Source organism: Natronogracilivirga saccharolytica (assembly GCF_017921895.1).
GTDB lineage: Bacteria > Bacteroidota > Rhodothermia > Balneolales > Natronogracilivirgulaceae > Natronogracilivirga > Natronogracilivirga saccharolytica.
Map to the genome: position 1 here is coordinate 60,957 of NZ_JAFIDN010000009.1, position 13,519 is coordinate 74,475.

8 protein-coding genes are annotated in these 13,519 nt (G+C 49.5%); 7 read left to right on the top strand and 1 reads right to left on the bottom strand.

Translation table 11 applies throughout. From position 1 onward, the window contains the following. The first annotated feature begins 42 nt into the window (after window positions 1–42). From NATSA_RS11270 to NATSA_RS11300, 7 genes are all read left to right on the top strand, one after another. Window positions 43–1,278 carry an IPT/TIG domain-containing protein gene (locus tag NATSA_RS11270; protein ID WP_210512700.1) on the top strand — a complete coding sequence of 412 codons (1,236 nt, stop codon included), beginning with the start codon at window positions 43–45 and terminating at the stop codon, window positions 1,276–1,278. A 143-nt stretch (window positions 1,279–1,421) separates the two neighbouring features. Continuing rightward, a complete protein-coding gene (locus NATSA_RS11275) occupies window positions 1,422–2,795 on the top strand; it encodes a T9SS type A sorting domain-containing protein (protein ID WP_210512701.1) in 1,374 nt (457 codons plus the stop codon). A 306-nt stretch (window positions 2,796–3,101) separates the two neighbouring features. Beyond that, complete coding sequence (locus tag NATSA_RS11280; RefSeq protein ID WP_210512702.1) at window positions 3,102–4,877, top strand: family 10 glycosylhydrolase; 1,776 nt, start codon at window positions 3,102–3,104, stop codon at window positions 4,875–4,877. Window positions 4,878–5,000: 123 nt separating this feature from the next. Further along, a complete protein-coding gene (locus NATSA_RS11285) occupies window positions 5,001–6,794 on the top strand; it encodes a family 10 glycosylhydrolase (protein ID WP_210512703.1) in 1,794 nt (597 codons plus the stop codon). 86 nt (window positions 6,795–6,880) lie between these two features. After that, window positions 6,881–8,653, top strand: a complete 1,773-nt coding sequence (locus NATSA_RS11290; RefSeq protein ID WP_210512704.1) for a family 10 glycosylhydrolase — start codon at window positions 6,881–6,883, stop codon at window positions 8,651–8,653. 122 nt (window positions 8,654–8,775) lie between these two features. After that, window positions 8,776–9,552: a DUF4397 domain-containing protein gene (locus NATSA_RS11295; RefSeq protein WP_210512705.1), complete on the top strand. Its 777-nt coding sequence runs from the start codon at window positions 8,776–8,778 to the stop codon at window positions 9,550–9,552. Window positions 9,553–9,752: 200 nt separating this feature from the next. Beyond that, the gene (locus NATSA_RS11300) at window positions 9,753–11,678 is read left to right on the top strand and encodes an MFS transporter (protein WP_210512706.1); all 1,926 of its coding nucleotides are present in this window, start codon (window positions 9,753–9,755) and stop codon (window positions 11,676–11,678) included. Window positions 11,679–12,021: 343 nt separating this feature from the next. Here NATSA_RS11300 and NATSA_RS11305 read toward each other — a convergent pair whose 3' ends face one another. Continuing rightward, window positions 12,022–13,287 (bottom strand): exo-beta-N-acetylmuramidase NamZ family protein, encoded by a 1,266-nt coding sequence (locus NATSA_RS11305; RefSeq protein ID WP_210512707.1) that lies wholly within the window; start codon window positions 13,285–13,287, stop codon window positions 12,022–12,024. Window positions 13,288–13,519: the final 232 nt, after the last annotated feature.

Sequence of the window (13,519 nt, forward strand, 5' to 3'; positions counted from 1 at the left end):
AATACCATAAATCAAATCTGCCTGTTGGCAGGTGCTTTTCTGATGACAGCTACCCTGCAAGCCTGCACTGAAGACAGCAATGTTATTTTTGATCCGGAATGGCAGGGGGATCCCGACCCGGTCATATCAGAAACATTTCCCGAAAATACGGCCTATGCCGGAATCGGATCTATCACTCCGGACGGCCTGGAACCCGTAGTGATTATGGGTGAAGATTTCGGTGCCAATCCGGATGACGTCATCGTCTATTTCGGTACCAGCAGGGCAACCATCCTGGAATTACAAAGCGACAGAATACTTGTAACTCCTCCCGATGATCCCGGTAATGAACGGCGGATCAGGGTTGTCAGGATTGGATCCGAACAATACTCGGAAACAGATTATAGTCTCAGATCTGTATTTACCGCATTTCCGGGATTTGAAAGTGCCGACGAGCCACGAAGTATTACGACCGATTTCAATGGAGAACTCATAGCGGTAAACATCCTGAGTGATCGTTTTGACGGAATGTTGCGCATGGATCGGGATGGAGAGCGCGAAAACCTTGTTGATGGCGAAGACTGGACCTATTACAAGGTTCAGCATGGCCCCGACGGAGCTCTTTACAGTGTACGTGGAGCAACGGTTCCCATTATTTACAAAGCAGAGCCAGGGCAAACTGTACCGGAGATCTTTCTTGGGCCTCAACCTGATTTGGGAGGCAACCGTACACGAATGCAGGATTTGGAGTTTGACCAGAATGGTTTCATGTGGAGTGGCGGACGAAATGGCGACGGTCCCAATGCCGATCTTGTTCGAATTGACCTGGATTCCTATGACCCCGATGATATACCTGCCAGCGTAGAGCGCTTCCGGTTTGAAGGTGACATCAATGCAATCAGGGTGCACGACGGCTATCTTTATGCAGCTGCTATACGCGAAACGGATGACGTTGAATCTTCAAACATTTACCGCTTTGAAATTTTGGCTGATAATACGCTCGGAAACGAAGAATTGTATCTACAACTCCCGGGCCCGGAATATCTGATCAGAGACATGGTATTCACCGTTGATGGTGACATGGTGCTTGCCACTGATACCGAAGAATCTGTCCTGGTTTACAGGAACAATCAGCTTGAAGAGCTGTATCCGGGAATTGTGCCGGCTGGTGCCAGAGATTTTGCCGTCTCTTCGATTGATCCGACCCAACTGCTCGTCAATATCGTGAGCTCAGAGATGACAGAAATAATTATCCTCGAAATGGAGCAGGAAATGGCGCAGATTTATGGTACCTTTTGATATTTTTTTACATATGTAATGTTTGTTGTTGCCAAGTTTGAATAATCAGTATATTATCAGAATATATATTGCCTGCGAAGCAATAGTTGAGTGTTGGCATTAAGCCTGCAAATAACATCACAAACAAATAACAGGAGACAACTATGAAAAAGGTGTTACAAATACTGGCAATTGCTATGCTTTTGCCAGTGTACGCAATAGCTCAGAGTTCCGACTGGGAGTTTCAAACGGTAATCCCGCCTGATACTTCCATCGACAACTCACACGGAGCGGCATTTGATGCTGCCGGAAATCTCTGGACAGCTCCGTATTACTCAAGTGCAACCGATGACGGGCCAAGAAACTTCGTTTACTGCTACGATACGGAAGGCCAGCCTTGCGAGGACGTACCTTACGTTCACAGTGTAGCTGCCGGAGATTCAACTTTCTACTTTGCCCCCATAACCGGTCTGGCTGCTGATGAGAACGGTGATATCGTGATTTCTTCACACCGGTACCGCAATGCTGCCGGTGACTGGGTAGGTGAAGTAAGTGCCTATATCCTCAAAATTGATCATACCAATGGTGAACTGCTTGACTACTATGAAGTCACCAGTGGCCAGGCACAACATATTGCAATCGATGGACAAGGGTATCTTTTCCATTCTGCTGTTTTCCCCGGCCATCCTATTGGAATACTTGATCCTGATATGAATGAGCTTGCTGTAGTAACCGACAACAGATCAGGCTTTGCCAGAAATATTGTCGTTAACCGGGAGGGTACCCGCGTGTATCAACCCACCGATTTTTCCACTGAATTTGTTGACGGTGACGATACCACTACGGTCAGCGGAAGAGTCGAAGTGTATGAAGGTGACGTTTTCAGCGGGTATGCACTCATTGATACCATGAGATTCATCGGTATGGATCCCGGTGCAAGTGCTGTCTGTCCGCAGACTGGCGTTGTTTATTTTGCTGCTTCCGGTACCGGAGGAGCGCCTTTGACGGATCCCGACAGATGGGACGCACTGACCGTTTATGGGTTTGCACCGGACGATCAGGGTGAATACCAGGTAGTTGATGAGGTAATGTGGCATTTTGGAGATGCAGATCCCTACAATCCGGTTTACAGAACAATGGCTATATCATCTGACGGATTTGGAATGGTATTGGGTGCTTTTGACCGGGGTGGTCTTCCCGGAATCCAGTACTTTGAACGGGATGAACTGCTTGTGATTGACACCAGTGTGGACGAAGTCCTTTCTGAAGTACCTGCTGGTTATGACCTTGGACAAAACTATCCGAATCCGTTCAACCCTGCAACTCAAATCAATTTTGAGATCGGGCAGTCCGGAATGGTTACTCTAAAAGTATATGATGTGCTTGGCCGTGAAGTTGCAACACTTGTAAATGACAACCTGCAGGCCGGAAGCCATACTGCTTCTTTTGATGCAACCAGTCTTTCCTCGGGTACCTATATATATACCCTTGAAGCCAACGACATCAGAATGTCACGCAAAATGATGCTGGTAAAATAAGGTGATTCTGCAAGGTTAGATCAATCCTGGCATCCTGATTTAAAGGGGGATCCTGTTTTGAAACGGGGTGCCCCTTTTTTTATATTTTTTTATGTCAAGATTTTACTTTTTTTTAAATCAGATTCTCTTATACTGTCAATTGGTAGCCCTTCCAGATTGCATGACAAAAGCTACAGGGACTTCCTGAAGGGTATCTCATACCTTTCAGAACTAATAATAAAATGAAGCAATTCCATTCAGAAAAGTTGTAATTGAAAAACTATGAAACACTATCTACTGCCGACTGCTGCTCTGATTCTGTGTTTAATGTTCTCATCAACGGTCACAGCTCAGAATGCAATTCAAAACGAATCACCTGAACCACCTAAAGAAGAATTTCGCTCGTACTGGCTGGCAACTGCTGCAGCCATGGACTGGCCGCCAAGAACCACCGATCCGGACGAGCAGAAAGATGCGTTGCGTGACATCATCCACAACACCAAGGAAATGGGTCTTAATGCGATCGTCTTTCAGGTGGTGCCCAGAGGCGATGCTTTTTACGAAAGCGAGCGACTTCCCTGGTCCAGCTGGCTGACCGGTCCGGAGCACCAGGGCACTCCCGGGGAAGACCCCGGATGGGATCCGCTTGCGTTTGCAATTGAAGAGTCTCACAAATTGGGGCTGGAACTCCATGCCTGGTACAATGTCTACATGGTTAACCGGGCAGAATACGATCGCAGCCCGGACAGCGATCCCCCGCACGTATACTATTCCAATCCGGAATGGATTGAGAAGGTGCCAACATATGATCAAACCTGGAGCTGGATCAACCCGGCCTTTCCCGATGCAAGAGAATGGATCGTCGGTAACGTAGTCGAAATTGTCGAAAACTATGATGTGGACGGCATTCATTTCGATTTTATACGCTATGGGCAAAACTACGACCGGGATGACAGTCTGATGCAGGAACACAATCCGTCCGGCAAAGACAATATCAGTGATTGGCGGCGTGAGAATATCAACATCTTCGCCCGTGATGTATATGCTGCAGTAAAAGATGTCAAACCCTGGGTAAAAGTAGGCTCCACCCCAGTAGGCCACTATCGTCAATCAGGCGGTTGGGCGGCCGGCTACGGCTATTCCCAGTACTATCAGGATAGCCGAAGATGGGTTGAAGAAGAGGTGCATGATTATGTTGCACCTCAGCTTTACTGGGACATCGGAGCGCCGGGAGACGGTGGAGAACATGCCCCTCGTTTTGAGTGGCTTGTCGATGACTGGAGCAATGACATGAGGGGAAGGCATTATTATATCGGTACCGGACCTTACCGGGCCGAAATCAAACCAGAATTACAGGCTCAAATTGACACCGTCCGCAACTCACCGGCCCCCGGACACATGCATTTCAGTTATAAGGACATTTCTGACAATCCGTTTGGTGATCGTTACCGGTCAAAGGCGATAGTACCGCCCATGCCATGGATGTCCATGCGCACTCCCGGAAGAGTCAACAACCTTTCGTATGATACAGAAGGCAACAGCGTGACGCTTTCCTGGGAGGAACCCGATCCCGGTAGAGGAGAAGACCATCCGTTTTTCCGGTATGTCGTTTACCGGGCCAAGGCCGGCGAGGTTATTTCCGATCAGGCAATCATTGATGACGCTGCCCGAATCGTAGAAATCACAGGTGAACGCGAATTTACGGATGAACCTGAAGTCGGGGCATCTGATGAAGACTATGTCTACTACGTTACCGCCATCAGTCGTAATAATGTGGAGGGTGATTTCGAAAAGGCTGACATCACTCTGGTTTCGGCAGAAGATGACGGAATGGTAGCTCACCAGTTAGAGTTGGACCAAAACTATCCGAATCCGTTCAACCCTACCACAGAGATCCGGTTTGAAGTTCCGTCGAACGATCATGTCCGTCTGACAGTATACGATCCGCTTGGCCGGCAGATCACCACACTGGTCAACGAAGAGCTGCCTTCCGGTTCACACGAGGTAACCTTTGACGGTACCGGGCTGTCGTCCGGCATGTATATCTACCGTCTTGAATCGGGGTCTCTGCAAATGACCCGCAAAATGATGCTTGTCAAATAGTATCGGCAAAAATTCACTTACAGGGACATGTATCCGGTTTCGGCCGGATGCAATATCGAACTGCGGAGGAGCAATGACTTCTCCGCAGTTTCCATATTACCAGCATCTACACAAACCCACGTTATGAAATCACTGCGTCCAGCCATCTCTTTTTCACTGACTGGTGCACTCATTGCACTGCTTTCTTTCTCTGCCGCCTATGCCAACCCCGGTGAGACGGAACACCCCAAATACGAATTCCGGAGTTCCTGGGTAACCACTGCGTGGGGACTCGACTGGCCGTCAGGCAACGATCCGTCATCCCAGCAGCAGCAAATGATCAATATTCTGGATCAGCTGCAGGATCAGAACATGAATGCCATTGTTTTCCAGGCTTCGGCGCGCGGTGACGCCTACTATCAGAGCGAACGCCTTCCGTGGGCCTACAACCTGACCGGCACTCCCGGAGAAGACCCCGGATGGGATCCGTTGCAGTTTGTCATTGACGAGGCGCGCAAGCGGGGTATGGAAGTGCATGCCTGGTTCAACGCATTTACAACCGCCTACGCGTCGGGAAACGACGCTACGGAAAGTGCGGATATTCCCAATGTACGCTTTACCAATCCGGAATGGATGGAGCACGAAGGCTGGATGAATCCCGGTTTCCCGGAAGCCCGCGAATGGCACGTGGAAAATGTGCTGGAAATGGTTGAAAACTATGATATCGATGCAGTGCATTTCGATCGAATCCGGTACCCGGGAGGGGCTTATAATCGTGATGATTCCCTGATGTCAGTCCACAACCCCGAAGATATTTCAGGAATTGACAACTGGCGGCGATACAATGTCACCGAGTTTGTAAGAAAGGTCCATGAGGGTATTCAGGACCTGGGTGTGCCCGTGAAGGTTGGGGTCACACCAATTGGTCACTATGATGCCGGCAGCACGGACAGCTGGGGGGCACAGCTTGGGTACAACTCCGTATATCAGGACAGCCGCTACTGGGCCGAGCAGGGATATATTGACTACATCGCTCCTCAGGTATATTGGGATATCGGAGGGCCCGATGTAGGTGAAGATGATCCGGATTATACCCACATCGTCAATGACTGGGTGCAAAACAAGCGAAACGACCGGCATATTTACGTTGGTCTGGCACCATATAAAAGTAATATAAGATCTGAGCTGGGCGCTCAGATAGATACAAGCCGCACAGCCGGAGCTGACGGCCAGCTCTATTTCCGCAATGACAACATCGCAACTTCCGGATTCAGCGGCCGCTATGACAGCAAGGCGCTGGTGCCTCCCATGCCATGGAGGAACATGACCGAACCCAATCGCGTGCGTGATCTGGCCTACGATAATGCAGGCAGTGAAATCACACTCTCATGGGACAAGCCGGAGCCTCCCCGCGGGGAAGAGGACCCGCTCTACCGCTATCTTGTTTATCGTGTGGACAGGGTGAACGTTCTTGACGACAGCGGGGTGATTGAGGACGCCGGAAATATTGTCGCAATCACCGGAGAACCGACATTCACTGATCAGATCAATCCGGACGAAGACGGCGACGAGTTTACCTATTATGTGACGACAGCAAGCCGGAACAATGTTGAAGGCGATTTTGTGAAGGTGGAAGTCACCCCTGTTTCTTCCGAAGATGAGAGGCTGGTTGCAGAAGAGGTTTCTCTGGATCAGAACTATCCGAATCCGTTCAACCCGACGACCAGCATTTCCTTCTCACTGCCTCAGCAATCGCACGTCACCATTGAAATTTTTGATGTGACGGGACGTTTGGTAGAGACAGTGGTTGACGAGCAAAAATCCGCAGGTTCACATTCCATCACCTGGGATGCAAGCGGAAACGCCTCCGGTGTCTATCTCTACAGACTTCGGGCCGGAAATACCACGGAATCCAGATCCATGATATTGATGAAATAGGTATATTATGTGATGTTTCTGAGTGCGGCCTGTCACGCAGCAACATTCAAAAAAAAACGAAAAAACAATCGACTATAAAATAAAGAATGACAAGGTTACCGATCTTTTTTATTGCTGCCCTTCTGCTTGTATCGGCCGGGGCTAAGTCTGCAGAGGCAGGCGCACATGAAGCACCAAAACATGAATTCCGCGGAGTATGGGTGGCAACGGTTTACAGCGGCCTGGACTGGGGAGGGTCGGGCTGGCCTCCGCCCGAAGAGCGGATGGAAAACATTCTGAATCGCGCCGAGCGACTGGGCCTCAACGCGATAGTCCTGCAGGTAATCGGCCGGGGCGATGCCATGTACCAGAGTGAACGGCTCCCCTGGGCATACAACCTGACCGGTGAACCGGGAGAAGACCCGGGATGGGACCCGCTTCAGAAATGGATCGATGCCGCCCATGAACGGGGTATGGAACTGCATGCCTGGGTCAATATTTTCAATGTGGCTTACGGAAATGATAATGACAGCCAGAAAGAAGATCTGCCGCATGTCCGACACAGCAATCCCGAATGGATTGAGGATGATGTCTGGCTGAACCCCGGTATTCCCGAGGCGCGTGAATGGATGGTCGGAAATATCGTGGAACTTGTCGAGAATTATGACATCGATGCGATACATTATGACTACATCCGCTACAATCAGGGGGGATACACCAGCGATTCCGAAACCATGTCCGAGCACAACCCCGACGATATTTCCGGGCTGGATAACTGGCGGCGTCATAACATCAATGAATTCGCAAAGGAAGTTCATGATGAGGTTAGCCGGATCAAACCCTGGATGAAAATTGGTGCGGCACCTGTGGGTCATTATGACCGTGGCAGTGCTGACGGATGGGGTGCTCTGTGGGGTTACAGCAGTGTCTATCAGGACAGTCGCCACTGGGCTGAAGAAGGACATATCGATTATATCGCACCGCAAATTTACTGGACCATAGGTGATGCGCCACGGTTTGAATTTATTGTCAGCGACTGGGTTCAGAATCGCAAAAACGACCGGCATCTGTATATCGGTACCAATCCGGCAAGCAGTGATGTCCGGCGCGAGATACACCGCCAAATCGATACCACCCGTACCCGTGGCGCCGAAGGGCAGATGTTTTTCCGGTATCAGAGTATTTCTGCAGACTGGGATATATTCACAAGCGGCGGTTATGACCGGTATGGAACAGAGGCCATTGTTCCGCCGATGCCCTGGCATGACATGGACGCCCCGAATCGGGCAAGAAATTTTGTTGTAAATCCCGGACACTACAGTGCCGAACTGGAGTGGGATGAACCGGACCCCGCCGGAAAAGATCATGCACGATTCCGTTACGCCGTATACCGAACCGAAACGAATGATCGACGTACTGTGGAGGATATTCTTGCCGATCCGTCGCTCATCCGGATCGTAACCGGAAAAACATCATTTACCGATGAATTGTCTGAAGAAGATGCAGGCAAAGAATATCGTTATTTCGTTACAGCGCTAAGCCGGAATAACGTTGAGAGTGCTCCGGGGGAAGATCAGCTGGTGATTACATCATCTGATGAAGAGCCGCTTGTCAGCAGGGAGTTTGAACTGAAGCAAAATTATCCCAACCCGTTTAATCCGACAACCACGATTTCTTTCCGGATGCCTGAGCATACGCATGCCCGTCTTGTCGTGTATGACCTGCTCGGCAGGGAAGTGGCTGTGCTGGTAGACGAGTCCCTTCAGGCCGGAACGCACAATGTACAGTTTGATGCCGGCAATCTGGCATCGGGTGTCTACATTTACCGGCTTACTGCAGGGAGCTACACGGAGACCAGGAAAATGATTTTCAATAAGTGATCAGAACACGGGAGACAAAAAAAGTGCTTTTCTGTCCCATTTTCTCAAAGTTTTTTTTATATTTCCTGTTATAAATGTATACTTCATAACAGGGACATTTTTCCATCCAAATATCAATTATTATGACACGATTGTTTCTCAATGCCATTGCAGTGGTTCTGCTGGTCTTTACATTGCATGCATGCGATATTTTTGAAGCCGATAACGAATATCCCGACGGCAAAGCTTCCGTAAGGGTTGTCAATATAGCCCCCGAGGCGGTTTCCCCGGTAAGCTATTTCCAGAAAGATGAAGTCGTATTCACCGGGCTTGAGTTTGGTGATATGACCGACTTTGCCGATGTTGCTGTCGGAAGAAATATTGACGGTTTTCTGGATGACCAGGGAGATACCCTGATTGTCAGAGATGAAATGGCGGACAAGGAAAACGACATCCGTTTCTTCGATTTTGAGCGAAGCTTTACGGTATTTGCCATGCACGGTCCTGATTCCACCGGCAATGTGCGCATCCGGAGCATGGAGATTGAGGATACACCCAACAGGGAAGGATATTCAAGAGTCAGGGTACTTCATGCCGTATCCGGTCTGGACGTTGTGGATGTTTATCTTACAGAGCCAAACGAGGGAATTGACCAGGAAAGCCTGTTTGCCTTTGATATAGGTTTTAACAATGAAGGTGGTTCGAGTGATCCGGATGACGGCTCGGCACCTGCCGAAATGCCGCTCTATAGTAATGTTGAACCCGGTGTATACAATTTAAAACTCACACTGGCAGATGACACCGATGTGATTTTTGAAGAAGAGGTTGAGTTCGATGAAAGCCGCAACTACACCATGGTGCTCTATCCAAACGAAGATAATGACGACATTGAGCGTGTCCTGTTAGTGGCTGACAACTGATAAGCTTTCAAGCAGCTGAGAGCAACCGGCTGCTTTCAAAACCGGTATTTGACCGGTTTAACACCGGCCGGTTGTACATCTCCGAACTTTTCACGGGTTGTAAAGCCATCTCGGTCTGCACGGGGTGGCTTTTTTTCTTAGATTTTCCCGGGTATTCTCCCGCCGGAACGTGTTAACTACAAGTTTTCAATATATACAGTATGTCGAACAGTAAACCGACTTATCGCAACCCCTGGGCGTGGATTCCCACGCTTTATTTCACGCAGGGGATACCTTATGTCATTGTAATGTTTGTCACCGTGGTGATGTATAACCGCCTCGGTGTGTCCAATACCGAAATCGCACTTTATACCAGCTGGCTATATCTGCCATGGGTTATCAAGCCGCTGTGGAGTCCGTTCGTAGATCTCATCAAAACCAAACGATGGTGGATTATAACCATGCAGCTGGTGATTGGTGTGGCTATGGCCGGTGTCGCTTTTTCAACACCACTGCCCGGTTTTTTGCAAATGACACTCGCCTTTTTCTGGCTGATGGCTTTCAGCTCGGCAACCCATGATATCGCAGCCGACGGGTTGTACATGCTCGGACTTAGCAAACACGAACAGGCATGGTTTGTCGGTGTTCGAAGTACCTTCTACCGCATTGCCATGATGACCGGCCAGGGTGGACTTGTTATTGTAGCCGGCTTTATTGAAAGTGTGACCGGGCTGGATGATGTCGATGTCCGTGCCTACTCCGCACCGGATAGGGAAATTACCGAGATTATGCATCCGCAGGATATGCAGGTCGAACGTGAACCGGGTGAACTGCGTCTGGTGGCAACTCCCACAGAGCTGGAAATCAGCACCGAAGGCAGAAAACGTGCGGAGGTCGATTCCATAATTGCATTTGCACAGCAATGGAACCTGGATCAGGGGTTCAATCCGGCACTTGAAGAGGATCTTGCCGAGGAAGAAGCCGAAGAAAAAGAGGACCCCGGGTGGTTGCGTCGTAATATCCTGCACCCATTTGAAGGATTCATCCAGGATACCTTCGGTCCGGCTGAGGATGTAGAGCTGGACACCGAATACACCGGCAACATAGGAGTTGTTTACTTTCACTTGTCCGACAAGCCCGAACCCGGTGAAGAAGTAGTGATGAATTTCGGGCGGGTACGCGGTGATAACAGTATCTCACTTGAGGAGGGCAGTTATTTCCGCTTTACAGAAGACAACTGGGATGTGCCCGGAATGGCGGTGATTCGAATCGATGAACAGCTCGATTTTGCCAGTTCTGCCGAGTTTCAGGTGCGATCGGGCAACATTCCGCTTGCCTGGTCTATCACCTTCTTCTTTCTGGCAGGACTGTTTGTGGTACTTTTTGTATATCACCGGTTCATGCTTCCTCATCCGACGGTGGATAAGCCTGCCACACGGGAACCCGGTCAGACTATCCTTGGTGAATTTCTCAAAACATTTGCCCTGTTCTTTAAAAAGGAGAAGATCGGAGCCATTCTGGCCTTCCTGCTGCTCTACCGGTTTGCAGAAGCACAAATTGTGCGACTGGCGTCACCATTCCTCCTGGATGCTCAGGAAATCGGGGGACTTGCGCTTACCACCGGTCAGGTCGGTATTGCGTATGGTACCGTAGGTCTTGCTGCGCTCACTGTTGGCGGGATCCTCGGGGGGATCATGGCAGCGCGTCACGGACTCAAGTTCTGGCTGTGGCCGATGGTGTTTGCCATGAATATACCCAATCTCGTCTATATCTACTTATCACAATCCCTGCCCGACAGTTTTGTCGTGATCAGTGCTTCCATTGCCCTGGAACAGTTTGGCTACGGATTCGGATTCACCGCGTACATGCTGTTCATGATTTATGTGTCAGAGGGTGAACATAAAACTTCTCACTTTGCCATAACCACAGGCTTCATGGCACTTGGAATGATGATTCCGGGTATGTTCAGCGGATGGATACAGGAACTGGTCGGCTATCCCAATTTCTTTATCTGGGTCATGATTGCCACCATTCCGGCCTTTATTGCCACTTATCTGATTCCGCTTGACAAGGATTTTGGAAAGAAGGATAATAATCACGGCGAAGAACCCGGAGACGGAGGCGGTGGAAAAGAGTCGGAATCCTGACCTGACAACCCGGCCGGTCCGCCGGCCGGATACGGGGATACAGGGCATACTTCCGTTAAAGTAAAGCTTCTCCTGATTTCAGCTGACACTGCAAACAGCCGTCCGGATTAAAAACCGGTCGGCTGTTTGCGTTATGGCTCCTGGCTGATAATGGGTACTGCGGTTCACCGGGGTCACAAGAAACTGGGCGCTCAGAGGAAGGGCTCAGGAAACCGGTTCAGAAAAGCAAAAAAAGGCGCCTGGAATTAATCCCGGGCGCCTTTTCAGTCTGTACAATATAACTGCAGCCTGAAAGTCTGCAATGCAAGATCAGTCAGACAGCTGTTTGGAAAAGGGTGAGGTGTTACTGGTACAGCCAGTATTGGCGAGACAACTCACGAAACGACTCAACATCTTTATTCAGGAAGTCGTGCAGGTCTTCATAGCGCATATTTTCCATAAAACGCTCACGGACTTTAGAGGTTCCGGCAACCCGGTCAAACATTCTGATTCTGTCATCCGTAGCCATCTCAAAGGGGTTTTTATCCGGGTAGAGTTCATTATGCACTTCAAGAAAGCGGAAACCCAGTGATGTCAGATCCAGCTCGGTGTAATCTGTGATATGAATCTGGACCCCGGTCAGCCGCTTTCCTTCATCCCTTCCGTAGAAAGCAGGCCAGGAGACCGGACGAAATATCACTCCCGGGAGTTCCAGCTTGTTCAGTTCGGCAGCCAATTTGTCCGGGTCGATCCATTCGGCTCCGAACACTTCAAAAGGCAGGGTATAACCGACACCCTCGGAGAGTATCTGAAGCTCACCAAACATACCGGTAGCCACATAAAAAATGGGTGATCTGGCATGGGGGATGTGCGGCGAAGTAGGTACCCAGTGCAGTCCGGTATCCTCAAATGTCATGCTGCGCTCCCAGTTTTCCATGGGTACAACTTCAAGGTCTGTCTGTATCCCATTCTCAAGCATCTGCTCGCCATTGAGCATTTGGGCAAGTTCGGCAACGGTGAGACCATGAACGTAAGGGATCGGATACTGGCTCACAAAAGAGAAATATCCCTCCTCAGCAAGATTGCCTTCAATACGGTTTCCTCCAAGGGGATTGGGACGGTCAAGCACAACAACCTCAATGCCCTGCTCGGCGGCAGCTTCCATTACCAGTCCCATGGTACTGATATAGGTGTAAGAGCGCACGCCGATATCCTGGATATCGTAAACCAGGACGTCAATATTCTGCAGCATATCCTCACCGGGCTTGCGTGTGGGCCCGTAAAGAGAGTATACCGGAAGACCCGTCCGTTCATCAGTATAGCTTTCAACATACTCCCCGGCGTCATAGTCCCCCCGGACACCGTGCTCAGGTCCGAAAAGGGCAACAAGATTCACCTGTTCGGCATCATGGAAAATATCCACAATAGAAAGCAAATTACCGTCCACACCCGTGGCATTGGTAATGAGTCCGACCCTTTTGTCTTGCAGTACATCAAAGTCACGATCAATCAGAACTTCAAGTCCGGTCTTTACGCGCATATCTTGTTCTTCACCATGTGTGTTTTCACATCCGGAAAGTGCAGAAAATGCAAGCAAACCGGACAAAATGATTATTGCTAACGATTTCATGTGTTTATAGTTTTTTGATTTTTAGGTCACAGGAACCGAAGGTCACGAAGTGAAATGACATACCCGTATGTATTCCAGCCCCTGTGTGTGTCCGGGCGCCGGCCCGGTCATGGCTATTCACCTGTTTTGGTTTTGGATTACATCATTGATTAATAATGCCACATGATGACATATGCCCATCATGTGTATGTGTCCCTGTTTTTTAGGTTAAAGTCACAATCTACGGATCAAT